The sequence below is a fragment of the Amycolatopsis jejuensis genome (assembly GCF_000717335.1).
In the GTDB taxonomy this organism is placed as follows: Bacteria; Actinomycetota; Actinomycetes; order Mycobacteriales; family Pseudonocardiaceae; genus Amycolatopsis; species Amycolatopsis jejuensis.
This window is the reverse complement of the sequence record NZ_JNYZ01000011.1, coordinates 184,441-207,708: the sequence shown is the minus strand read 5'-3', so window position 1 is coordinate 207,708 and position 23,268 is coordinate 184,441. Positions and strand designations below refer to the sequence as shown.

At 69.9% G+C, this 23,268-nt stretch carries 18 protein-coding genes and 2 pseudogenes; 12 read left to right on the top strand and 8 right to left on the bottom strand.

The features are described from left to right. Nucleotides 1–55 precede the first annotated feature (55 nt). Together OO71_RS16175 and OO71_RS16170 are read left to right on the top strand one after the other, a co-directional pair. The gene (locus OO71_RS16175) at nucleotides 56–262 is read left to right on the top strand and encodes a hypothetical protein (RefSeq protein ID WP_156096323.1); all 207 of its coding nucleotides are present in this window, start codon (nucleotides 56–58) and stop codon (nucleotides 260–262) included. Beyond that, the gene (locus tag OO71_RS16170; protein WP_156096322.1) at nucleotides 244–1,425 is read left to right on the top strand and encodes an AAA-type ATPase lid domain-containing protein; all 1,182 of its coding nucleotides are present in this window, start codon (nucleotides 244–246) and stop codon (nucleotides 1,423–1,425) included. Before OO71_RS16175 ends, OO71_RS16170 begins: the two co-directional genes overlap by 19 nt. Here OO71_RS16170 and OO71_RS16165 read toward each other — a convergent pair. From OO71_RS16165 to OO71_RS16150, 4 genes are all read right to left on the bottom strand, one after another. Beyond that, complete coding sequence (locus OO71_RS16165) at nucleotides 1,416–3,728, bottom strand: FdhF/YdeP family oxidoreductase (RefSeq protein WP_033290587.1); 2,313 nt, start codon at nucleotides 3,726–3,728, stop codon at nucleotides 1,416–1,418. The genes OO71_RS16170 and OO71_RS16165 overlap by 10 nt on opposite strands. Before the next feature lie 46 nt (nucleotides 3,729–3,774). Beyond that, entirely contained in the window at nucleotides 3,775–5,076 is a 1,302-nt protein-coding gene (locus OO71_RS16160; RefSeq protein ID WP_033290818.1) for an MFS transporter, read from the bottom strand. A 71-nt stretch (nucleotides 5,077–5,147) separates the two neighbouring features. Further along, complete coding sequence (locus OO71_RS16155; protein WP_033290586.1) at nucleotides 5,148–5,585, bottom strand: MarR family winged helix-turn-helix transcriptional regulator; 438 nt, start codon at nucleotides 5,583–5,585, stop codon at nucleotides 5,148–5,150. A gap of 228 nt (nucleotides 5,586–5,813) precedes the next feature. Next, nucleotides 5,814–6,161, bottom strand: coding sequence for a hypothetical protein (locus OO71_RS16150; protein WP_051791603.1), 348 nt, complete (start codon nucleotides 6,159–6,161; stop codon nucleotides 5,814–5,816). A gap of 58 nt (nucleotides 6,162–6,219) precedes the next feature. Here OO71_RS16150 and OO71_RS16145 point away from each other — a divergent pair, with 58 nt between their 5' ends. Continuing rightward, the gene (locus OO71_RS16145) at nucleotides 6,220–8,847 is read left to right on the top strand and encodes a valine--tRNA ligase (RefSeq protein ID WP_033290585.1); all 2,628 of its coding nucleotides are present in this window, start codon (nucleotides 6,220–6,222) and stop codon (nucleotides 8,845–8,847) included. Nucleotides 8,848–8,887: 40 nt separating this feature from the next. On the opposite strand, the gene OO71_RS48875 is transcribed toward OO71_RS16145, so the two are convergent. The 3 genes from OO71_RS48875 to OO71_RS16125 form a co-directional block, all read right to left on the bottom strand. Beyond that, nucleotides 8,888–10,018: an alpha/beta fold hydrolase gene (locus OO71_RS48875; protein ID WP_051791602.1), complete on the bottom strand. Its 1,131-nt coding sequence runs from the start codon at nucleotides 10,016–10,018 to the stop codon at nucleotides 8,888–8,890. An 86-nt stretch (nucleotides 10,019–10,104) separates the two neighbouring features. Beyond that, nucleotides 10,105–10,971, bottom strand: coding sequence for an SGNH/GDSL hydrolase family protein (locus tag OO71_RS16130; RefSeq protein WP_033290584.1), 867 nt, complete (start codon nucleotides 10,969–10,971; stop codon nucleotides 10,105–10,107). A 96-nt stretch (nucleotides 10,972–11,067) separates the two neighbouring features. After that, nucleotides 11,068–11,679, bottom strand: a complete 612-nt coding sequence (locus OO71_RS16125; RefSeq protein ID WP_033290583.1) for a class I SAM-dependent methyltransferase — start codon at nucleotides 11,677–11,679, stop codon at nucleotides 11,068–11,070. Between the two features lie 124 nt (nucleotides 11,680–11,803). On the opposite strand from OO71_RS16125, the gene folC reads away from it, so the two are divergent. The 5 genes from folC to ndk all read left to right on the top strand — a co-directional run bounded on the left by folC (nucleotide 11,804) and on the right by ndk (nucleotide 16,922). Continuing rightward, entirely contained in the window at nucleotides 11,804–13,459 is a 1,656-nt protein-coding gene (gene folC, locus OO71_RS16120; protein ID WP_033290582.1) for a bifunctional tetrahydrofolate synthase/dihydrofolate synthase, read from the top strand. Beyond that, complete coding sequence (locus OO71_RS16115) at nucleotides 13,456–13,842, top strand: DUF4233 domain-containing protein (protein ID WP_033290581.1); 387 nt, start codon at nucleotides 13,456–13,458, stop codon at nucleotides 13,840–13,842. The genes folC and OO71_RS16115 overlap by 4 nt, the downstream gene beginning before the upstream one ends. Before the next feature lie 39 nt (nucleotides 13,843–13,881). After that, nucleotides 13,882–14,310 (top strand): GNAT family N-acetyltransferase, encoded by a 429-nt coding sequence (locus tag OO71_RS16110; RefSeq protein ID WP_033290580.1) that lies wholly within the window; start codon nucleotides 13,882–13,884, stop codon nucleotides 14,308–14,310. Between the two features lie 573 nt (nucleotides 14,311–14,883). After that, nucleotides 14,884–16,443: an alkaline phosphatase D family protein gene (locus OO71_RS16105; protein WP_033290579.1), complete on the top strand. Its 1,560-nt coding sequence runs from the start codon at nucleotides 14,884–14,886 to the stop codon at nucleotides 16,441–16,443. Between the two features lie 68 nt (nucleotides 16,444–16,511). Next, the gene (gene ndk, locus OO71_RS16100; protein WP_033290578.1) at nucleotides 16,512–16,922 is read left to right on the top strand and encodes a nucleoside-diphosphate kinase; all 411 of its coding nucleotides are present in this window, start codon (nucleotides 16,512–16,514) and stop codon (nucleotides 16,920–16,922) included. Nucleotides 16,923–17,498: 576 nt separating this feature from the next. Here the strand turns inward: ndk and OO71_RS46445 are convergent. Next, nucleotides 17,499–18,155 (bottom strand): annotated as a pseudogene (locus tag OO71_RS46445) (SDR family NAD(P)-dependent oxidoreductase). A 90-nt stretch (nucleotides 18,156–18,245) separates the two neighbouring features. On the opposite strand from OO71_RS46445, the pseudogene OO71_RS52200 reads away from it, so the two are divergent. The 4 genes and pseudogenes from OO71_RS52200 to OO71_RS16075 form a co-directional block, all read left to right on the top strand. Continuing rightward, nucleotides 18,246–18,428, top strand: a pseudogene (locus tag OO71_RS52200) (transcriptional regulator); the annotation flags it as partial. 158 nt (nucleotides 18,429–18,586) lie between these two features. Further along, nucleotides 18,587–19,069, top strand: a complete 483-nt coding sequence (locus OO71_RS52195; RefSeq protein WP_245633682.1) for an MmyB family transcriptional regulator — start codon at nucleotides 18,587–18,589, stop codon at nucleotides 19,067–19,069. Further along, complete coding sequence (locus OO71_RS16080; protein ID WP_033290576.1) at nucleotides 19,066–19,785, top strand: maleylpyruvate isomerase family mycothiol-dependent enzyme; 720 nt, start codon at nucleotides 19,066–19,068, stop codon at nucleotides 19,783–19,785. The genes OO71_RS52195 and OO71_RS16080 overlap by 4 nt, the downstream gene beginning before the upstream one ends. A 103-nt stretch (nucleotides 19,786–19,888) precedes the next feature. Next, nucleotides 19,889–23,212: a phosphodiester glycosidase family protein gene (locus OO71_RS16075; protein ID WP_245633681.1), complete on the top strand. Its 3,324-nt coding sequence runs from the start codon at nucleotides 19,889–19,891 to the stop codon at nucleotides 23,210–23,212. Nucleotides 23,213–23,268: the final 56 nt, after the last annotated feature.

Below are 23,268 nucleotides of genomic sequence, written 5' to 3'. Positions count from 1 at the left end.
CGAGACCGAGCTGGACACGCAGTTCTCCCGGGTCGCGGTGCCCGTCCTGTCCGGGATGGCCGAGCTGCTGGTCGGCGACAGCTCGTGCCTGGCGCTCGCGGACGCGGGCGGCAGCGTGATCTGGCGCTGGGTGTCCGAGCCGATGCTGCGGGACACCCTCGACGACCTGTCGGTGGTGGAGGGCTTCAACTTCGGCGAGGAGTTCGTCGGCACCAACGGGCTCATCCGATCACCCGCCGCACGGTGGGCGCGGTCAACGTGACCTGCCGGGCGGCGGAGACCGACTCGCTGCTCGCCGTCGTGGTGCGCAAGCTCGTCGAGGAAATCCAGGCGGCGCTGTACGAACGGGCGACCGCGCGGGAACGGCGGTTGCTGTCGGCATTCCTCGACGAGCAGCATCGCGGGGCCGTCGCGGTCGTCGGCGACGGGCTCATCCTCACGAACCCGGCGGGCGCGGACCTCGGTCTCGACCGGCCCGCCCTCTGGGACGAGATCCGCGCGGGGCACGGCCGATTCCTGGAGCTGCCTGCGGAACTGAACGCGAACGTCCGGCTCCTCCACGACGGATCCACCCTCACCGGGGCGGTCGTCACCGCCGGGGAGCCCATGGTCCGACGGCCTGCCGCGGCCGATTTCCATGACCGGCAGGCCCTCGCCGACCGCGCCACCGCGTTGCTCGCCGCCACCCCAGTCGCCGTGATCGGCGAACGAGGTACTGGAAAGGCGACCTTGCTGCAGCGCGCACTCGGCGACGATCCGCTCGTCCTCGACGCGGCGACCTACGCACTGGACCCGTCGGCGTGGTCGGCCTCGCTGCGTGGCGAGGTCGCCCGCCCGGTCCTCGTCCGGCATATCGAACTACTCGACACCGCCGGTGCGCGGGCGGTGGCCGCCACGTTGAGCCGGTGCTCCCGGCTCGGGCTCACGGTCACGACCGACTCCAGTCCGGGCGCGTCGGCGATGCTTCTGATCGACGCGCTCGCCGCGAGCACGCTGCCGCTGCCTCCGTTGCGCCGCGATCCCGACGTGGTGGTCTCGCTGGCCCGCGCCGAGCTTCGACGGCATCGGCCGTCGCTGACGTTCGCGCCCGATGCCCTTGGTGCGCTACGGAAACACCGCTGGCCGGGCAACCTCGCCGAGCTGGTCCGCGTGATCCGCGACGCCGCGCGCGAACCGGCCGGAGACATCGTCACGCTTGCCGATCTGCCCGCCGAGGTCCGGCATGCGCACAGCCGCCGCGTGCTCACGCCGCTCGAACAAGCCGAAGCCTCCGTGATCGCGGCGGTGCTGGATCAGCATGGCGGTAACAAATCCACGGCGGCGAAGGAAGGCCGCGGAAAGTCCGTGAAGGGAACCATGAGGGAATCTGATTCCGTGATGGTTCCCTTCACGGACGGGGCAAGTGGTGCCCAGAATCAGGCGTGATGGTGCGGTTCGAGCCGTACCACGACCGCCTTCGACACCGGCGTGTTCGACTTCTCCGCCACGGAATCCAGCGGTACCAAGGCATTCGCCTCGGGGAAGTACGCCGCTGCACAGCCGCGGGCCGTCGGGTACGCCACCGCGCGGAAGCTCGGCGCGCGGCGGTCGCCGTCGTGCCATTCCGAGACCAGGTCGACGATCTCGCCGTCCGCGACGCCGAGCTCGGCCAGGTCGTCCGGATGCACGAACACCACGCGGCGGCCGTCCTCGATGCCGCGGTAACGGTCGGACAGGCCGTAGATCGTGGTGTTGTACTGGTCGTGGCTGCGCAGCGTCTGCAGCAGCAGCCTGCCTTCCGGTACCTGGGGATACTCCAGCTCGGACACCGTGAACGTGCCCTTGCCGGTGGCGGTGCCGGTGAACTCGCGTGAGTCGCGCGGGGCGTGTGGCAGCACGAAACCGTCCGGCTCGCGGACGCGCCGGTTGTAGTCCTGACAGCCCGGCACGACGGCGGCGATGCGGTCGCGGATCAGGTCGTAGTTCTTCTCGAACGCCCGCCACGGCACGGCGTGGCGGGCGCCGAGCAGCTGCTCGGCCAGCCGGCACACGATCGCGACCTCCGACAGCAGCTCCTCGCTCGCCGGGGCCAGCCGCCCGCGGGACGCGTGTACCTGCGACATCGAGTCCTCGACCGTGACGAACTGCGGACCCGACTCCTGCTCGTCGCGCTCGGTGCGGCCGAGCGTCGGCAGGATCAGCGCGGTGCGGCCGGGGACGACGTGCGAGCGGTTGAGCTTCGTCGACACGTGCACGGTGAGCGAGCACGACCGCAGCGCCTCGGCCGTCCGCTCCGAATCCGGGGTGGCGGAAGCGAAGTTGCCGCCCATGGCGAAGAACACCTTGCCGCGTCCGTCGAGCATTGCGCGGATCGAGTCGACGGTGTCCCAGCCGTGGTCGCGCGGCACGGTGATGCCGAACTCGCGGTCGAGGGCGTCCATGAACGGCTCGGGCATCTTCTCCCACACGCCCATGGTGCGGTCGCCTTGCACGTTCGAATGGCCGCGCACCGGGCACAGGCCCGCGCCCGGCTTGCCGATCATGCCGCGCACCAGCGCGAGGTTCACGATCTCGGCGATCGTGGGTACCGCGTGCTTGTGCTGGGTGAGACCCATGGCCCAGCAGTAGATCGTGCGCTCGGAGGTGGCGATCATCCGCGCGAGGTGCTCGATCTGCGTACGCGGGAGGCCGGTGGCGCGTTCGGTCTCCGGCCAGTCGATCTCGCGCAGCTGCTTGGCCCAGTCCTCGAAGCCGTGCGTGGACTGTGCGACGAACTCCGTGTCCACAATGGACCCCGGCGCGGCCTCGTCCCATTCCAGCAGCAGGTGTCCGATGGCCTGGAACAACGCGAGGTCGCCGCCGAGCCGGATCTGCGCGAACTCGTCGGCCAGCGGCGTGCCCTTGCCGACCAGGCCGCGGACGTTCTGCGGGTTCTTGAACCGCATCAGCCCGGCCTCGGGCAGCGGGTTGACCGCGACGACCTTCGCGCCGTTGCCCTTGGCCTGCTCCAGCGCCGAGAGCATCCGCGGGTGGTTGGTGCCCGGGTTCTGGCCGACGACCACGATCAGGTCGGCGTGATGGATGTCGGCGAGCGTGACCGAGCCCTTGCCGATGCCGGTGCTCACCGACAGCGCGGCGCCGGAGGACTCGTGGCACATGTTCGAGCAGTCCGGCAGGTTGTTCGTGCCGAACGACCGGACCAGCAGCTGGTACGCGAATGCGGCCTCGTTGCTGGTGCGGCCGGAGGTGTAGAAGATCGCCTCGTCCGGGCTCGCGAGGCCGCGCAGCTCGGCGGCGACCAGGTCGAAGGCGTCGTCCCAGGAGATCGGCTCGTAGTGCGTGCCACCCTCGCGCAGCACGAACGGCTCGGTGACCCGGCCCTGCTGACCCAGCCAGTAGTCGGTGCGCTCGCCCAGCTCCGACACCGGATGCGTGGCGAAGAACTCGCGCCCGACCCGGCGTTTCGTGGCCTCCTCGGCAACCGCCTTTGCTCCGTTCTCGCAGAATTCCGCGAGCTTGCGCTTCTCGCCGTCGGCCTGGCGCGGTTCGGGCCACGCGCAGCCCGGGCAGTCGAAACCCTGGCGCTGGTTCAGCAACCGCAGCGTGCGGGCCGTGCGGACGGCACCCATTTGCTCCACGCCACGGGCAAGCGACACCGCGACGCCGGGAATCCCGGCGGCCCAGCCCTTCGGCTTGCCCACTTCGATGCGGGCCTCGTCCACGTCACCAGTCGGAGCTTCACGCGTCATGGCCTCATCGTCCGCCTTTCCGGCCGCGAACCCAACTCTGGGGTGGTCATTCGCGGCGTAACCCGCGGTCGGCGGCGGTGACGACGAGCAGGATGACACTGGTCACGATGAGGACGACGGCGAGCCGGTGCAGGCCGCCGGAGTCGGCGTGCCCGCCGTAGCACTGGGCGATGACGGTGGCGGCGATGATCGCGCCGAGGTACTGCGCCGTCCGGAAAAGACCGCTGGCGGTCCCGATCGTTTCGGCCGGGGCCTCGCGGTACAGCGTGGTCTGGTTGGCGACGCTGGTGAGGCCTTGCGCCAGGCCGAAGACCGCGGCGAGCACCAGCAGCCAGATCAGCCAGGTGCTGTCGTCGACGAACAGCAGCGCGACCGAACCGGCCACGAGGGAAATGCCGACGACCAGCAGCCGGGCCCGGACGCCGGTCGGTCGCCCGGACAACGCTGCGGCCCCGACCGCGGTCGCGGACATCGGCAGGAGCAGCAGCCCGGCGGCGGATTCGGCGAACCCGCGGGCTTCCTCCAGCCATTGCACGTAGCCGAACATGATCGTGTAGATCGCGAGGAAACTCAGCGCTTGGCGCAGGTACGTCCGCATTATTGCGCCGTTTGCGGCGAGCATCCGCAGGTCGAGGAAGGGGCGCCGGGCACGCAGCTCGACCATCGTGAACGCGATGCCGAGCACGATGGCGACGGCCAGCAGCCAGAGGTCCCCGATGCCGGGTGCCATCAGGTAGCACAGCAACACCAGGAGGGACGCCGAGAACAGCACGATCCCGGCGAGGTCGAGCCGCTCCGGGATCGTGGTGCGCGGTGGGTCTTTCGGGACCCAGAGCAGGGTCAGCAGCAAGGAAATCCCGGCCAGTGGCAGGTTCACGGCGAAGATCGCGGGCCAGCCGAAGAGGCCGATCAGGACGCCGCCGAGGGTCGGGCCGATCACCATCACCGTCTGCGCCGACATCGCGAGTATCGACAGCACGCGGGCGGGCACCCCGTGGCCGAGTTCGTCGGCGCGTTTGCGCAGCACGGCCATCGCGGCGGGGAATCCGGCGCAGGTTCCGATGCCGAGGACGCCGCGGGCGGCAGTGAGCCATTCGATCGAGATCGGGATCATTCCAGCGACCCCGGCGATGATCACCACGGTCGCTCCGCCGAGCAGGATGCGGCGGGCGCCGTAGCGGTCCACCAGGAGTCCGACCACCGGCTGGCCGACCGCGGTGGCGAGGTACAGGGCGGAGATCAGCCAGGCGGTGCGGGCCGGTCCGGCGCCGAAGGCCTGTCCGATGGGGACCAGCGCGACGGCGATGAGGGTGGAGTTGATGGGGTTCAGGACCGCGCTCGCGACCAGGGGGGTGACGAGGCGGGCACCGAAGCTGGTGGGGGGTTTCGCGGTGGTGGTGCTCGTGGGGGCTCCTCGGGTCAGTGCTGGGCGATCCGCTGGAGGAGGGGGAGGGCCTGGCGGATCGTGTCGAGTTCCGCGGGGGTCAGCTCGGCGGCCAGTGCGGCGGCGAGCCATTCGTCCCGGTGCTGGCGGATGCCGATGACGGTCTTGGTGCCGAGGTCGGAGAGGGTGATGACGGTGCGTCTGCCGTCGGCCGGGTCGCGGGTGCGGGTGAGGTAGCCGAAGGTGTCGAGGACGGCGAGGGTGGCGGCCATGGATTGCTGCCGCACGTGTTCGGCGGCGGCCAGCCGGGCCTGGGTGGCGGGGCCTTCGCGGTGGAGGCGGTGGATCACGGCGCTTTGGCTCGGGGTGAGGATTTCGGCGTTGTCCACCTGGCGGAGCCTGCGGTGGAGCTGGCCGACCACGCCGCGGATCCAGCCTGCCGATTCGGCGATGTGCGGGGGGATTGCCGGCATGATGGACAGTCTAGACTGTTTAGTCTGTCCTGGGTATCTGGTGCGGTGGGGGCACCCCGAAGCCGGGATTGTGACGACGGTCCGAGGGGGGCTTCGTATCGGGGTGCAGGGCCGGGTCTGGGTGCCCAGGTTCGCCGGGTGCGCGGGTGCGACCGGGTGGTGGGGAAGTCCGTGAAGGGAACCATGAGGGAATCAGATTCCGTGATGGTTCCCTTCACGGACGGCGGCTCAGAGGAGGTGCGGGGGCGGTGGGGTGGCGGGGGTGGCGGGCTGGCTCGAGACGATGCGGTAGCCGATGGATTTCTCGTTCACGCCGGTGCCTTGCACCTGGTGCACGACTACCGCGGCGGCCAGTAGGGCGATGAGGCCTGCGATGGCGGCGATGCCGGGCCAGCGGCTGGGGGCGGCGGCTCCGTAGCCGTAGCTCGGGGCGGCCTTGCGCTGTTGCTTCCGCTTCTTCTTCAGTTCCTTCTTCGCGCCCAGCCAGGCGTCGAGTTCGGCGTGTTTGCGCCACTCCGGGTCGATCAGGTCCGGGTGGGTCTCGATCCGGTCGTCCGGTTCCTCCGGCCTCGTCATTGCTACCGCCTTTCCCCCTGCGTAACCCCGCCGCGGCGGGTTCGTAGACTTGTCCATTGTGACCGAGAACGCTCCGCAGCAGAAAACCGACCTTCCGGGTGCCTGGGACCCGGCCGCCGAGGAAGCGCCGATGTACGACCGCTGGGTAGCGGCCGGGTACTTCACGGCCGACGCCTCGTCGGGCAAGCCGCCGTTCTCGATCGTATTGCCGCCGCCCAACGTCACCGGCAGCCTGCACATGGGGCACGCGCTCAACCACACCCTCATGGACGCGATGAGCCGACGCCGCCGGATGCAGGGGTACGAGGTGCTGTGGCTGCCGGGCATGGACCACGCCGGGATCGCCACGCAGAACGTCGTCGAGCGCGAGCTGGCCGGGGAAGGGCTTTCGCGGCACGACCTCGGGCGGGAGAAGTTCGTCGAGCGCGTCTGGGAGTGGAAGGCCGAGTACGGCGGCAAGATCCTCGGCCAGATGAAGCGGCTCGGCGACAGCGTCGACTGGTCGCGCGAGCGGTTCACCATGGACGAGAACCTGTCCAGGGCGGTGCAGACCGTCTTCAAGAACTTCTACGACGCCGGTCTCATCTACCGCGCCGAGCGCATCATCAACTGGTGCCCGCGGTGCCAGACGGCGCTGTCGGACATCGAGGTCGACCACAACGACGACGACGGCGAGCTCGTCTCCATCCGCTACGGCGAGGGCGAGAACGCGATCGTCGTGGCCACCACGCGTGCCGAGACGATGCTCGGGGACACCGCGGTCGCTGTGCACCCGGACGACGAGCGGTACGCGCATCTGGTCGGCACCGAGGTCGAGCTGCCGCTCACCGGGCGGCGCATTCCGGTGGTCGCCGACAAGCACGTCGACCCGGAGTTCGGTACCGGTGCGGTGAAGGTGACCCCGGCGCACGACCCGAACGACTTCGAGATCGGCCGCCGCCACGACCTGCCGATGCTCACGATCATGAACGAGCGCGCCGAAATCACCGTGCCCGGTCCGTTCGAGGGCCTCGACCGGTTCGAGGCGCGGCCCGCGGTGGTCGCCGCGCTGCGGGAGCAGGGCCGGATCGTCGCGGAGAAGCGGCCGTACGTGCACGCGGTCGGGCACTGCTCCCGCTGCGACACCGTGGTCGAGCCGCGGCTTTCGCTGCAGTGGTGGGTCAAGGTGGCCGACCTCGCCAAGGCCGCGGGCGACGCGGTGCGCGACGGCCGCACGCAGATTCACCCGGCCGAACTGGAGAAGCGGTACTTCGACTGGGTCGACAACATGCACGACTGGACGATTTCGCGCCAGCTGTGGTGGGGACACCGGATCCCGGTCTGGTACGGCCCGGACGGCGAGGTCGTGTGCGTGGGCCCGGACGAGCAGCCGCCCGCGGGCGAGGGCTGGACGCAGGACCCGGACGTGCTCGACACGTGGTTCTCCTCGGGTCTCTGGCCGATGTCCACGCTGGGCTGGCCGGGCGAAACGGCCGACCTCGCGAAGTTCTATCCGACCAGCGTGCTGTCCACCGGCTACGACATCCTGTTCTTCTGGGTCGTCCGGATGATGATGTTCGGCGTGCAGGAAATGGACGGCCGCCCGCCGTTCGACCACGTGTACCTGCACGGCCTGATCCGCGACGCGAACGGCAAGAAGATGTCGAAGTCGCGCGGCAACGTCCTCGACCCGCTGGAGTGGATGGACGCCTACGGCGCCGACGCCACCCGCTTCACCCTCGCCCGCGGCGCGAACCCGGGTACGGACATGGCGCTGGCCGACGAATGGGCCGCGGGGTCGCGCAACTTCTGCACGAAACTGTGGAACGCCAGCAAGTTCGCGATGATGAACGGCGCCACGGCGGCCGGGTCGCTGCCCCCCGCTTCGGAACTCACCGAGTCCGACCGCTGGATCCTCGGCAGGCTCGCCGCGCTGGTGTCCGAAGTGGACGGTCTGTTCGAGGACTTCCAGTTCGCCAAGGTCGCCGGTGCGCTGTACCAGTTCACCTGGAACGAGCTGTGCGACTGGTACCTGGAGCTGGCGAAAGTCCAGCTGTACCAAGGGGATCCGGCCCGCGTCGAGGCAACGCAGCACGTGCTCGGCCACGTGCTGGACACCGTGCTGCGGCTGCTGCACCCGTTCGTCCCGTTCGTCACGGAGAAGCTGTGGACGGCGCTCACCGGCGGCGAATCGCTGGTCGTCGCGCAGTGGCCGAAGGCGGTCGAGGGTTACGCCGACCCGGTCGCCGACGGGCGGGTGGCCGACGTGCAGAAGCTGGTCACCGAGATCCGCCGCTTCCGCGCCGACCAGGGCCTGAAGCCGGGGCAGAAGGTCGCGGCGCGGCTCGTGGGCGAGGGCCTGCCGGGCGGGCACGAGGACGCGATCTGCTCGCTGGTGCGGCTCACCGAGCCGGCCGACGGGTTCTCCGCGAGCGCGTCGCTGGAGGTCGCGCTGGCCGGTGGCGTGGTGACCGTGGAGCTGGACACGTCCGGCACGATCGACGTCGCCGCCGAGCGCAAGCGCCTGCAGAAGGACCTCGGCGCAGCGCAGAAGGAACTCGCGCAGACCGAGGGCAAGCTCGGCAACGAGGCGTTCATCGCGAAGGCTCCCGCGCCGGTGATCGAGAAGATCAAGGTGCGCCGGGAAACCGCGGTGGCCGACATCGGCCGCATCGAGGCCCGGCTGGCGGCGCTGGCCGCTTCGTAACGCACTGGTGGGGCCGGAGTTCCCGGCCCCACCATGGGTTTCAGGCCGGGCTGACCCGGGCGATCTGGTGCCGCGACCGGGTAAGCAGGTCGTCGGAGAAGTACGGATCGCTGCCGTACTTCTCCCGGAACGCCTCGTCGACCTGGTCCTTCAGGCCTTCGTCGCCGACGTGCTCGAACGCGACCGTCCCATGGTGTCGACCGGCTTTCACCACTCCGGCTTTCTCGCGCACGGCGGCCGCGAACCACCGTGAGCCAGGGCTGGCCGACCGGATGTACACCCCGTCGTCGACCACCGCCGACCAGATCCAGATGGACGTCCCCGGTGTCACGCCGTCCTCCCGGTAAGGGGCGACGTGGAAATCGTCGGCCGACGCGATGCTGTCGAGGACTTCCGGCGCCCAGCCGCGAACCGGCCGCACGGTGCGGAGAAGGTCGGCCAGCATGTCCGGCACCTGGTGGTGTGCGGTGTGCCCTTGCCCGGGAAGATCGACGATACGAGCGTCCGGCAGCACCTTGGCCAGCTCGACAGCCACCGCCCGCGCACCACTGGTTTCGCCGACGAGCAGGTGCGCCCGCGACGTGACCTCGCGATACCGCGTCAGATCGGCATCAAGGCGCCCGATCTCCGTCAGCTCAGGCAGCCAGGTCGGACTCAGCGCGGCCCGCTGCGCCCACACCAACGCTTGGGTTTCCCCTTCCGACGCGTCAGCGATCTCATTCAGCCCGATGCCCAACGCGTCGTCGAACCGCCCCTCTTCGAGCGCGTCCGCGTACCGCCCCAACGCGGCACCGGGATCGACCGACAACGGCGGCTCGTACAACACGAGCTCCCGCGGCGCGGCCTTCATTGCCGCGCCCAGCGCAACAATCGCGCCGTAGCTGTGGCCGACCAGCACCGCGGGCTCACCGGCCGCAGCCAGCACCGCCACCACGTCGGCGTACTCGTCCTCGATCGAATGGTCCTCCCGAAACGGCCCGGAACCCGCCCTGCCCCGGCGATTGACCAGGTAGACCGTGAAGTCGCCGGCCAGCCGCCCGGCCACCGCAAGCCAGTCGAGCCCGCTCTCCAGGCTACCCGGCACGATCACCATCGCAGGCCCACTGCCGACCCGGTGGTAACTGATCATCGTGCCGTCGGCCGAACGAACCCCCGCCGTACGCAACGTCATTCGCCTCGACCTTCCCCACCTCAAACGGAACCATGCTCCGCAACTATACGGAACAATGATCCGTTTCGCCAGGGTTGCCGAGACTGTCAGGACCCGAGCTGCTGCCGGATCACCTGGGTCACCCCTGCCATCCCGGCCCAAACCGGGTGATACGGCGCTGCGGCAAGCACCTTCAGGTCCTTCCCGTTGATCCAAGCCACCCCCGGCGCCTGGCACGCATCATGCCCGGCCGACGGCCCATAGGTGTCCACAAAAACCGACCGCCCGTCGGTATTCACTGCATTCCGGATAGCAGCATTGAGCGCCTCCTCGACACTCGACAGCCATGCATAATCCCCCTGGGCAAACGGCAAATCGTCGCAATACCCTGTCGCCGGGGCAATTCGCGGATACCCGATCGCCAGCACCTCGGCCTGAGGTGCCCGGGCATGAATCCCGGCCAGCACCTTCCCGATACTGGCCTGGGTCTTGGGCAGCAACGCCTTGATCGTGTCCACGCCATCAACGGTGAAATGCCGCTGGCAAGGATTCCCGGCCGGATCGGACGCCCGCAACCCGGGACAGGTGTTGATCAACGTGCCGAACAGTCCGGAATCATTTCCTCCGATGCCAAGGGTGACGAGGTCGGTATCGGGACGCAAAGCGGAAAACTGCGGCGGATTGACTCCCAGCAAAACATTCTGCTGCTGGGTCATATCACCGGTATCCGCCCCGCCGCAGCTGACGTCAGTGAACCGCTCCACCGACAACCCGGCAGCGAGCATCGACGGATAATTGGACGTAGACCGGAAACACCCGAGCGGGTCGAGCCGGGGGAGTGGAATCAGCGGCCCCGACGTGTACGAATCCCCCAACGCGACGTAGTGGCGGTAATGCCGCTCCGCCGCCTCCGCGGCGACCGCCGTCGACAGCAGCAACGCGACCACAGCAAGCACGATCCGGACAATGCGCATGCGAAACCCCGTCCTCCCGAGCGGTACGTCCGCTTTCCCTTTTCGGCAGCGGCGACGGGGGAATCTTTCCGCTGTTCGGGTGGTCAGGTCAGGACTTCACCCGGCAGGCGGGTGACGGTAGACCAGCAGATATCGCCAGAACACCAGCGGACGCACCGCACTGCCCGGCAACAGCCGCGCTGCATCGCGCCGGACGTCGTTCAACGCCGGGAACTCCATCCGCACCGGGGCCTTGGCCAGCAGGTCGGCGCCGCCGTTGAGCCGGTCCGCGGCCGCGACGACCAGCCGCGCCACGACGTTCGCCGGAGCCGCGACGAGTTCGCGGGCGTAATCGCCCGGACGGCTGGGTCGCGCGCAGCCGAGTACCGCCAGGACCCCGCCTGGCGCGAGCGCGTCGCGCAGCCGGGTCACCGTGTTGAACGGCACATGATGCAGCGAGGCCAGACAGGAGACGAAGGAGTACGACCTGGGTTCCAGCGCCTCGGTCGTCACGTCCGCCTGCCGGTAGGAGATCGAACCCGGCCCCGCCGCGATCGCCCGCGCCACCATTTCCGCCGACGTGTCGATCCCTTCGACCGTCATCCCTGCCGCGGCCAGCCGCCGGGCGAACCGGCCGTCCCCACAGCCGACGTCGAGTGCCCGTCCCGGACCAGGCGGCACGAGCCGGAGCAGCGCCGGGTGGTAGTGGTGGTTGTGGTCGAACGGCATGCGCCTGACCTTGCCAGGCGCAGGAGGGCAGGGGCAGGCGGGTAGGCTCGGACTGAACCTTTCACCTGGTCTTCCCGGCCGCTTGCGCGTGCCCGGGGGAGTGACGTCGTCAAGGAGTGAGTGCGTGCCGCGCGGTGACGAGCCCGAGGAATCCCGGCGGCCGGATCTCGCCGATCCGGACAGCTTCGCGGGAGTCGACGAGCTGGGCGCACAGGCGCACGACGAGGACGAACCCGACCTCGACGCGCCGGACGCGGCCTACACCGTCGGCGGCGGTTCGCGCGGCGGCATCGGCGGGATCGGCCAGCTCGGCGACAACCTGGCGCTCGGCCCGGTTCCCGACCTGATCGCCGACGAGGGCATCGAGCTGCACGAACTCGACGACGAGGGTGCGCCCGCGGAGTTCGGCGACGAGAACGGGCCGGAGGCGCGCCGTGAGCTGATGGCCGTCGAGGCGGAGCTCAACCAGCGGTGGCCGGAGACGAAGCTCGAGCCGTCGTTGGCGCGGATCCAGGCGCTCATGACCTTGCTGGGCGAGCCGAATCACGGGTATCCGGTGGTGCACATCGCGGGCACGAACGGCAAGGGCTCGGTCGCCCGGATGATCGACTCGCTGCTCACGCGCATGGGCCTGCGTTCGGGCCGCTACACGAGCCCGCACCTGCAGCTCGTCACGGAGCGGATCGCGCTCGACGGACGCCCGATCTCCGCCGCCCGGTACGCCGCGCTGTTCAACGACATCGCGCCGTACGTCGCGATGGTCGACGGCGCGAGCGAGGACGGCGTGCCGATGAGCAAGTTCGAAGTCCTCACCGGGATGGCGTTCGCGGCTTTCTCCGACGCGCCGGTCGAGGCTGCGGTGCTCGAAGCGGGCATGGGCGGCGCGTGGGACGCGACGAACGTGGCCGACGCCCAGGTCGCGGTCATCACGCCGATCGGGCTGGACCACACCGAGTACCTCGGCCCGACGCCCGCCGACGCGGCTGCGGAGAAGGCCGGGATCATCAAATCCGGGTCCGTCGCGGTGATCGCCGAGCAGGACCCCGAGGTACTGAACGTGCTGCTCAAGCGGACGGTCGAGGTCGACGCCGCGGTGGCGCGCGCGGGCAGTGAGTTCGGGGTGCTCGAACGCGAGGTCGCGGTGGGCGGGCAGATGCTCAAGCTGCAGGGCCTCGGCGGCGTGTACGACGAGGTCTTCCTGCCCCTGCACGGCGCCCACCAGGCAGCGAACGCGGCTCTCGCGCTGGCCGCAGTCGAGGCGTTTTTCGGGGCGGGCAAAGACAAACAGCTCGTGGTGGAGGCAGTCCGCGAGGCATTCGCGGAGGTCGAAAACCCGGGCCGGCTCGAACGCGTCCGAGCGGCCCCGGCGGTGCTGATCGACGCGGCACACAACCCGATGGGTGCCCGCGCGCTCGCCACCACGATCACCGACGAGTTCGCCTTCCGGCGGCTGGTCGCGGTGGTCGCGGTGCTGGCGGAGAAGGACGCCAGGGGCATCCTGGACGCGCTGGAACCGGTGGTCACGGACGTGGTCGTCACGCGCAACTCGTCGCCGCGGTCGATGCCGGTGGAAGACCTGGCCGAGCTGGCCGGGTCGCTCTTCGGCGAGGAACGCGTGCTCGCCGAACCGGACCTGGAAACCGCGATCGAAACCGCGATCGGCCTGGTGGAACAGAACGACGACCCGGAGGAACCGCTCGCCGGGGGTGGCGTCCTGGTCACCGGATCCGTGGTCACCGCAGGCGACGCGCGCACACTCTTCGGGAAGGAGCCGGCATGAGCGAGAACCCCAAACCCCCGGCGAAGGACCCGATGAAGGGATTCCGCGGGGTTTTGGCCGGCACGCTGATCATGGAGGCGATCACGGTCGCGCTGGCCCTGCCGGTGGTCGCCAAGCTGGGCGGCGGCGTCACGAGCTTCACCGGCTGGACGGTGATCGCGCTGGCCGTCGTGCTGATCGTGATGTGCGGCCTGCTCAAGCACGTCTGGGCGGTGCCGGTGGTACTGGTCCTGCAACTGGCCATCATCGCGACGGGCATCGCCCTGCCCGCGATTGCCGTCCTCGGGGTGCTTTTCCTGGCCGCGTTCCTGTGGTTCCTGTGGCTGCGCCGGGACGTCGCACGCCGGATGGCTGCGGGGACGTTGCCGAGCCAGCAGCCCTAGCCCATGTAACAGCGACGCGGCCACGACGACGGACCCAGTGTGATCGTGGTGCGCGAACTGAGCGGGAACGACTGGGCGGAGTGGCGTGAACTCCGCCTGGCCGCGCTGCGCGAAGCTCCGGACGCCTTCAGCTCGACCGTCCCCGGTGGCGCACGGCTCAGTGAGGTCAACGTCCTGGCCGACCTCGACGCCACCCCCGCAGGCATGGTCAGCGGACACCTTTCGGGCGATTCGGCCGAGCTGCTGTCGATGTGGGTAACGCCCGATGCGCGAGGCCGGGGCGTCGGTGATGCGCTGGTCCAGGCGATGGTCCGATGGAGCGAGGGCCGAGGCGCCGGACGGCTCGAGTTGCGGATCGCCGCAGGTAACCAGCACGCGAAGGCGTTGTACGAGCGGCATGGGTTTGTACCGCAGCCGTCTTCTGACTCGGACGAGCTGGAGATGATCCGGCAATCTCGGCGGGAGTGAACCTTCGTCCGGTGGGGTGAGATCTGGCTTGGGTGAGCAGGTGATGGTCCGGGAATCTCGGCGGGAGTGGCCCTTGCCAGGCGGCCTGCTGGAGTTGGATGGTCCGCGACGCTCGGCGCGAGTGAACCCTCGTCCAGTGGGCTGAGATCTTGCTTCGGTGAGCTGTGGTGATGGTCCGCGAAGCCCGGTGAACCGCTATCCGGCAGCCAGCGGGAGCCGACTTGGGGTCGGGCTCGGGTGGTCCGCGATAGCCAGCGGGAATGCCCCTTGCATCCGGCCGCGAGTCGGAGTTGGTCGGCGTCTGGCCGGGTTGTGCTGGTGATGGTCCGCGAAGTCTGGCGGGGGTGAACTCTTGTCTGGCGGCGATCCGGAGTTGGCTGGGCCTGGGCTGGGTGTGCTGCTGATGGCCTGCGATGTCCGGCGGAGTGAACGTCCTGGCGGCGAGTCGGAGTTGGCCGGTGTCTGGTTGGGGTGAGCTGGAGATGCTCTGCGAAGCCTGCCCGCAGTGAACCTTCATCCGGCGGCCAGCCGGAGTTGGCCGGTCAGCCGCGGTGGCGGGATACAACCACCGCCATGACCGAATCGACCCCTTCCCGCCGCTCTGTGCTCAAAGCCGGCCTCGCCGCACCGGCAGCGGCAGCGGCTGGCGGCCTCCTGCTCCCCACCACCACCGCTGCCGCCGCCCCGCTCGTCCGCCCGAATCGCCCCGTGCTCACCCACGGCGTCGCATCCGGGGATGTGACCGCCGGCTCCGGCATCGTGTGGTCGCGGTCCGACCGGCCCGCCCGGCTCGTCGTCGAGATCGCGCGCGACCCGTCGTTCCGGCACGCCCGCCGGGTGCCCGGCGCGGTCGTCACGCCCGCGACCGGTGGCACCGGCAAGGTTCGCGTGGCCGGGCTGGCGCCGGGAACCGAGTACCACTACCGCGTCACCGCGGTCGACCTCGACGGCCGCAGCGCGAGCGAGCCGGTGTCCGGCCGGTTTGCCACCGCGCCGGTCGGCCGCAGCGACACGCGGATCGTCTGGAGCGGTGACGTCGTCGGCCAGAACTATGGCATCAACCAGGCCCTCGGCGGTATGACGATCTTCTCCGCCATGGCCGGCCGCCGTCCCGATCTTTTCCTGCACAGCGGTGACACCGTGTACGCCGACGGCCCGCTCACCGAAACCGTCACCCTGCCCGGCGGTGGGACGTGGCGCAACATCGTGACGCCGGAAAAGTCGAAAGTCGCCGAGACGCTCGACGAATTCCGCGGCCAGCACGCGTACAACCGGCTGGATGAGCACTTCCGCCGCTTCGCCGCGGAGGTACCGGCTTGTGTCCAGTGGGATGATCATGAGGTCGTGAACAACTGGTACCCCGGCGAAATCCTCAACGACCGCCCCGAATACACCGAAAAGCGCACCGACGTCCTCGCGCCGCGGGCGTTCCAGGCGTTCCACGAGTGGCATCCGATCGACCAGCGGCAGGCGGTGGACGGCCGGGTGTACCGGAGCTTCCGCTACGGCAGCCGGGTCGAGGTGTTCGTGCTCGACATGCGCACCTACCGCGACGCCAACACCTCGGACCAGACCAAACCCGGCTACATTCTCGGCGACCGGCAGGCCCGCTGGCTCGCCGACGCGCTCGGCCGCAGCACCGCGACGTGGAAGATCGTGCAGGCGGACATGCCGATCGGGCTGGTCGTGCCGGACGGCAAGGACATCGAGGCGGTGTCGAACGGCCTGCCCGGCGCACCCGGCGGCCGCGAGACGGAACTGGCCTGGGTGCTGCGGGAAATCCAGCGCCGCCGGGTACGCAACGTCGTCTGGCTGACCGCGGACGTGCACTACACCGCCGCGCACCACTACTCGCCCGAGCGCGCCGCGTTCCAGGATTTCGACCCGTTCTGGGAGTTCGTCTCCGGTCCGCTCAACGCCGGTGCCTTCGGCCCGAACAAACTCGACCCGACCTTCGGCCCGGAAGCGGTGTTCGTCCACGCCCCGCCGACGCCGAACACCTCACCGGCACAAGGGTTCCAGCATTTCGGGGAGCTGAACGTCGACGGTGCGAGCGGCGCACTGACCGTCGACCTCCGGGACGCCACCGGCACCTCGCTCTGGTCGAAAACGCTGCAGCCGCAGCGCCGCTGAGGGACGGACGGGGGCGTCGGATAGGCTCGGCGCCGATAACACGGATTCGCACAAGGAGAAACACCGTCGTGACTGAACGCACGCTGGTCCTCGTCAAGCCCGATGGCGTCGCGCGCGGCCTCGTCGGCGAGGTCGTCTCGCGCATCGAGCGCAAGGGCCTGAAGCTGGCCGCGCTGGAGCTGCGCACCGTCGAGCGCTCGCTGGCCGAGGAGCACTACGCCGAGCACAAGGAACGCTCGTTCTTCGGCGATCTGCTGGAGTTCATCACGTCGGGCCAGGTCGTCGCGATCGCCGTCGAAGGCCCGCGCGCGATCGCCGCGTTCCGCCAGCTGGCCGGCGGCACCGACCCGGTCGAGAAGGCCACGCCGGGCACCCTTCGCGGCGACTACGGCCTCGAGACCCAGTACAACTTGGTGCACGGTTCGGACTCGCCGGAGTCGGCCGAGCGCGAGCTGAAGCTCTGGTTCCCGGACCTGTGATCCGGGGCTGACCTGGACGCCGGGCGGGGGATTCCCTGCCCGGCGTTCGTTTTCCCTGGGTATCGAGGTCGCCTTCGGGCGGTGCTGGTCGTGGGGATTGCCTGGTTCCGGCCCCGCGCACCGCCGTCGAGTGGCAGTGCGACGTCGGTCGTGAAGGATGCCGGTTTCTGGGCTTGGGCACTGTCGTCGGCCGCCGGTGCGGCGCCGGTCGCGAAGGAAGATGGGTTCCAGCCTCGGGCGCCGCGGCGAGATCGCGGGGCGGTGCCGTTCGCGGAGGCCGCCTGTTTCTGGGCCTGTGGGTTGTGGTCGGGTCGGGCCGTTCGCCGAGGCCACCTGTTTTGGGACCCGCGCGCCGCGGCCGGGCGCAGGGCGGTGCCGTGCACCGAGGCCACCTGTTTCGGGGCCCGTGTGCCGTGGTCGGGCGCAGGGCGGTGCCGTGCACCGAGGCCGCCTCTTTCGGGGCCCGTGTGCCGTGGTCGGGTCACGGGGCGGTGCCGTTCGCCGGGGCCGCCTGCTTCTGGGCCCGCGCGCCGCGGCCGGGCGCAGGGCGGTGCCGTGCACCGAGGTCACCCGGTTCTAGACCTGCGCGCCGCTGTCGACCCGGAGTACCACGCCGGTCACGTAGGACGCTCGGTCGCTCAGCAGCCACGCCGCCGCTTCGGCGACCTCGGCAGGTTCGGCTGCCCGGCCCAGCGGAGTGGTTCCGACCAGCTGCGCGATGACCCCGGGCGTTGCCGTCTCCCACTGCTGCATCATTTCGGTCAGCGTCGCGCCGGGGGCGATCGCATTCACCCGGATTCCCTCCGCGCCGTAGGTGACCGCCGCCGTTTCGGTGAGGCTGTTCAGCGCCCGTTTCGTGGCGCCGTAAGCGGATAGCGCCGGGTTCGCGCCCAGGCTGCCGATGCTGGACGTATTCACGGTCGCCCCGCCGCCACCGGCCCGCATCGCCTTCACCTCGGCGACCATCGACGGCTACGGACCACACAGGTTCACCTCGTAGATGCGGTCGAAATCGGCCTCCGGCAGCTGGTCCCGTGGAGTCGGTGGCGTGGCCGTCGCGCCGTTGTTGAACGCGACGTCCAGCCGGCTGTGCAGGTCCACCGCCCGGTCGATGGCTGCCTGCACGCTGCGCGCGTCGGCCAGATCGCACAGCACATGATCCGCGACGCCGCCGGCCGACCGGATTTCCTCGGTCACCGTCTTGAGCTGGGCTTCCGTCCGTGCAGCGAGCACGACCTTCGCCCCTACCCGAGCGAGCAACCGCGGCGCCGATCCGGCGTCCGGCTCCGCTGCTGAGTCGCCCGCGACTGCGCAGATGGCCACGTGGACCGAGTAGAGCTGGCGGGCTTCTTGCGCAGCAGGCGCGAACACATCACGCCCGCCGACGTCGGGCTGCCCGCCGGACGTCGTCGCCGTACCCCTGGGCTCCGCCGTGAGGAGGTCGCCCAGCTGGCGTTCATGTCGGTCGAGTACTACACCCAGCTCGAACAGGCCCGCGCCCCGAAGCCGTCGAACGAGGTGCTCGCCGGGCTCACCCGCGCGCTGCGCCTCGGACGTCGAACGCGACCACCTTCACGAACTCGCCACCGCCTGCGGCCGGGCCGTCACGCGAGGTCCGGTGCAGCATCCTCGACCAGCTGGACCGGCTGCCGCAGACGGCCGGGATGGTGCTCTTGGCGGCGTATGAGGTGATCGCGTGGAACCCGCTCGCGGCCGCGTTGCTGGAGGACTTGTCCGCGCTGTCCCGCCGCGAACGCTGCCTTCCGCGTCGCGTGTTTCTCGCTCCGGAGCGCTTGTACGGATTGGTGGAGGTCGACGAGTTCGCCTGTACCGCAGCGAATCGCCTACGCGCCACTGCCGCGAGGTACCCCGACGATCCCGAAATCCGCACCCTCGTGGCGGACCTGCTCGCCGGGAGCGAGAGGTTCGCGCAACTCTGGGCATCGCACGACGTCGCCGTCGAATCGGTGTTCCGCAAGACGTTCCGGCGTCCGGTGGCCGGGACCCTCGTCGTGGACTGCGACGTGATCGCCGACCGGGACCAGGAGGTCGTGCTGACACCGCCGCGCCGGGCTCGCCGTCGGAGGAAGCGCTGCGCTTGTTGTCCGTGCTCGGCACCCAGCGCATCGGTTAGCCTCGACCGGTGACTGCGCTGCCTCCTCTCCAATACCTTCCGCACCTGCGTGCGCTCACCACGGCATTCACCGCCGAAGCCGACGCCGACCTCGGTGACCAGGTGCCGTATTGCGCCGGCTGGACGAAGGCCGACCTCGTCGTCCACCTCGGCAACGTGCACCGGTGGGCCGCCGAGATCGTGCGTACCGGTGAGCTGCAGCCGCAGGAGTTCGACGCTGCGCCGCCCGGGGACCTCGCGCGGTGGTACGCCGAGAGCGCGGCCATTCTGCTCGACGCACTCACCGAAGCCGACCCCGCGGACCGGAGCTGGGTTTTCGGCGCCGCGGCGAAGGCGAAGGCGTTCTGGTTCCGCCGCCAGGTCCACGAAACCGCGGTGCACTTGATCGACGCGCAGCCCAAGGCCCGGCTCGATCCGGTGCTTGCCGCGGACGGCGTCGACGAGGTCCTCGGCACCATGCTGCCGCGGGTTTCGCGCTGGCGTCTCACCGATCCTCCCCTTCCTGAGCCGATCATCTTGCGTACCACCGACACCGGGCACTCGTGGACGGTCCTGCCGGGGGAGCCGCCGGTGCTCGGCGAGGGTCCGGCGGTGGCCGCGGCCGCCACGGTTGCCGCGTCAGCGCAGGATTTGCTGTTGCTGCTGTGGAATCGCACCGATGTCGAGCTGGAGATCGCCGGTGACCAGCTGCTCGCGAGGGCGTTTCTGGCCGCGCGGATGACCCCGTGAGCTGACCTGCGCCATTCAGGTCCCGTTCACCGGCGGGACTTCCGGCGGTCGCGCCGATGGATTTTGCTGGTCTGGGCCATTTCCGCGATCCTGGGGGTTTCCGGTGAAGAGAGCTCTGCTGCTCAGCATCCTGCTGGTGATTCCGCTGGCCGCACCAGCGAACGCCGACCCGCTGGCCGCTCCGCTCGGCACGCCGCCGGTCGAAAGCGCGCCCGCCGCGTCCTCGGCCCGCGAGGCGCCGATCTCTGCTGCTGGCCCGACTGCCGACGACGGCCTGCAGACCAGCAGTTCCACCACCGCCGTCGCCCCCGGCCTGAACCTCACCCAGTTCGACCGCTTCGACCCCAAAGGCTGGATCCGCGGCGACGCCCTGAGCGTCGACCTCACCAGCAAGGTCCTCCAGCCCACGTACCTCAGCCCGGGCACGGTTTCCGCCCGCACACCGCTGTCGCAGCAGGTCGCGCGCACCGGCGCCGTCGCAGGGGTGAACGGGGACTTCTTCGACATCAACGCCACCGGCGCGCCGATCGGCGTCGGCATCGACCACGGTCAGCTGCAGACCGCGCCTGCGGCGGGGCACAACACGACCGCTGCCATCACCGATGAGGGCCGCGCGAAACTCGCCGACATCTTCCTCGAAGCGTCGGTCACGCTGCCGGACGGACGGGTCGTCCCGGCGACGAACTTCAACAGCCCGGTGCTCGGGAAGGACGCACTCGGGGTGTACACGCCGCTGTGGGGAGCGTCGGCGCGGACGACTTCGGTGGCGGGCGCGGAGCGGGTCGTCGAGGTGGAGGTGCGAGACGGCCTCGTGACCCAGATGCGCAGCCAGCCCGCGGACGGTCCGATTCCGGCCGGTGCCACAGTGTTGCTCGGCCGCGAGACGGGTGCGGATGCGCTGTCGGCGTTGCACATCGGTGACCGCATGGGGGTTTCGTACGCGCCGCGGTCCGATGCCGGGAAGATCGCGATGGCGGTCGGCGGGAACAAGGCGCTGGTGAAGGACGGGCGGCTGCTGCCCGTCGACGACGTCACGCTCGCACCGCGCACCGGCGTCGGGTTTTCCGCTGACGGCAAGCGGATGTGGCTGGTCACGGTGGACGGACGGCAGGTGGACAGCCGCGGCATGACCGAACTGGAAATGGCGCGTCAGCTCAAACGGCTCGGTGCCGACGACGCGATCAACCTCGACGGCGGCGGCTCGTCGACCCTGCTCGCGCGAGACGAGGGCGCGCCAGCGCCGACGGTGCGGAACTCGCCGTCGGACGGGTACGAACGCGTGGTACCCAACGGAATCGGCGTCGCGACCGTGCCCGGCAGCGGGCGGTTGACCGGGTTCGCGCCTGCGCCGGGCCAGGATGGCGCGGACTCGGCCCGGGTGCTGTCCGGACTGAGCCGGGCGCTGGTCGCTCACGGGCACGACGAGACCGGCGCCGCAGTGGCCGCCGACCCGCGGTGGACGACCTCGAAGCCGTTCCGGGGCACTGTGACGGACAACGTTTTCACCGCGCATCCCGGCTTCGGCAGGACGGACGTCGATGTCGTTGCCCGCCAGGGAAAAGCTCGCGGGCAGGTCACTCTGACCGTACTGGGCGAGCCGGTCCGGCTGGGGACGAGCACCGCGCAGGTCGCGCTCTCCGGGGCGGGCGCGCGCGGCGAATTCCAGGTGTACGGCTACGACGGGGATGGCTATGGAACCTGGGTGGAGCCGTCGGATGTGAAGCTGGAGTACGACCCGGCGGTGGTAAAGGTGGAACCGCAAGGCAAGGGCTTTGCCGTCACGGCACTGACCGCGTCCGGAGCCACGGCGATTACCGCGCATGCGGCTGGACTCAGCACACATCTGGCTGCCTCGATCGGTGCTGAGCCACGGGTGGTGTCTCCTTCGGACGGTCCGGACGGCTGGTCTGCCTCGGTGTATCCGGCGGTGGTCGGCGCGGCGTTGTCGGCGGCCGAAGGACGCTTGGGCGGCAAGGGTTTGGCATTGGACTACCGTCTCACCGGGACCACGGCCACGCGTGCCGCGTACGTGACTGCTGTCAAACCATTGGCCGTCCCAGCGGGTACGCAGAAGATCGGGGTGTGGGTCAACGGTGACGGCAAGGGTGCCTGGCTGCGCGCGGAACTGCGGGACAGGGCAAATGTAGCGTCCATTGTGGACCTTTCGTCGAAGGTGGATTGGAGTGGCTGGCGGTACGTGACGGCGACGGTGCCAGCGGGCCTGCCGGCTGGACAGCGGCTGACTCGGTTCTACGCCGTGGAAAACGTGCCGGAACGCCAATACGAAGGAACGTTGATATTCGACGACCTTACCTTCGAAATCGCACCGGCGGCCACCGTGCCACCCGATCCGGTGGTTCCGGACCCGGCGCTGGGTTCCGTTGGCAGGGACGGGTTGCGCATCGCAGTCGTGAGTGACGCGCAGTTCACCACGGATGCTCCCGGCGGTCCGCTCGTCGCGCAGGCGCGCCGGGCGATGCGTGAAGCGGTGGCGGCAAAACCGGACGTCGTGCTGATCAACGGCGACCTGGTGGACCGCGGCACGGCACCGGATTTTGCGTTGGCGCGCAACGTGATCGCCGACGAGCTGGACGGCCGCGTGCCGTGGTACTACGTGCCTGGCAACCACGAAGCCGAAGGCGGCGAAGGGCTCAAGCAGTTCCAGGCGGTTTTCGGGGAAACCCACCGCGTCGTGGACGTGCGCGGGGTCCGGCTGGTTCTGCTCGATTCGTCGCGTGGTTCGTTGCGGGCAGGCGGATTCGACCAAGTCCGGATGCTGCACGACGCGCTCGACAGCGCTGTCGGGGACCGGTCGGTGCGCGGGGTGGTCGTCGCGATGCACCATCCGGTCCGCGATCCGAGCCCGACCGGCAATTCGCAGCTGGGCGACCGCAAGGAAGCCGCGTTGCTGCAGACGTGGCTCACCTCGTTCGAAGAGCGGTCCGGAAAACCGGCGGCGTCGCTGGCTTCGCACGCGGGCGTGTTCGGGCTGTCGCGGATCGACGGCGTTCCGTATCTGGTGAACGGGAACTCGGGCAAGGCTCCGGCGGCGGCTCCCGGCGACGGCGGGTTCGTCGGGTGGACGCTGGTCGGGGTCGATCCGGCGGACCGCGCGCAGCCGGTCCGGTTCGAGACGCGGCCGAACGTCGATTCCCTGTCGCTGACCGGCCCGGGTCCGCTCGCGCGCGGGGCGACCGGGCAGGTGCGCGCGACGGTGACACAAGGTGGTCGTGACGTCCCAGTGGCGTATCCGGTGAGTGCGCAGTGGGGCGGTACCGGCGTGCAGATCGGCGGCTGGCCTGGTCCGTGGGATGTGGTGTCTCTTGATCCGGTGACCGGGACAGTCCGGGCGCTGCGGCCCGGTATTGCGTCGATTTACGTTGCGGTGAACGGGGTTTCCCGCTCGGTGACGGTGGTCGTGCGCTGACCCGGCGTGCGTCGGCGGGGTGCTTCGGCGGTGCTTCGACCGGGTGATGAGACCTG

Excerpts from the sequence above, each read along its gene's own strand:
- OO71_RS16175 (WP_156096323.1), top strand. The coding sequence starts at position 56 with ATGGCCGAGCTGCTGGTCGGCGACAGCTCGTGCCTGGCGCTCGCGGAC.
- OO71_RS16165 (WP_033290587.1), bottom strand. The coding sequence starts at position 3,728 with ATGACGCGTGAAGCTCCGACTGGTGACGTGGACGAGGCCCGCATCGAA.
- OO71_RS16155 (WP_033290586.1), bottom strand. The coding sequence starts at position 5,585 with ATGCCGGCAATCCCCCCGCACATCGCCGAATCGGCAGGCTGGATCCGC.
- OO71_RS16150 (WP_051791603.1), bottom strand. The coding sequence starts at position 6,161 with ATGACGAGGCCGGAGGAACCGGACGACCGGATCGAGACCCACCCGGAC.
- OO71_RS48875 (WP_051791602.1), bottom strand. The coding sequence starts at position 10,018 with ATGACGTTGCGTACGGCGGGGGTTCGTTCGGCCGACGGCACGATGATC.
- OO71_RS16130 (WP_033290584.1), bottom strand. The coding sequence starts at position 10,971 with ATGCGCATTGTCCGGATCGTGCTTGCTGTGGTCGCGTTGCTGCTGTCG.
- OO71_RS16125 (WP_033290583.1), bottom strand. The coding sequence starts at position 11,679 with ATGCCGTTCGACCACAACCACCACTACCACCCGGCGCTGCTCCGGCTC.
- OO71_RS16115 (WP_033290581.1), top strand. The coding sequence starts at position 13,456 with ATGAGCGAGAACCCCAAACCCCCGGCGAAGGACCCGATGAAGGGATTC.
- OO71_RS16105 (WP_033290579.1), top strand. The coding sequence starts at position 14,884 with ATGACCGAATCGACCCCTTCCCGCCGCTCTGTGCTCAAAGCCGGCCTC.
- OO71_RS52195 (WP_245633682.1), top strand. The coding sequence starts at position 18,587 with ATGGTGCTCTTGGCGGCGTATGAGGTGATCGCGTGGAACCCGCTCGCG.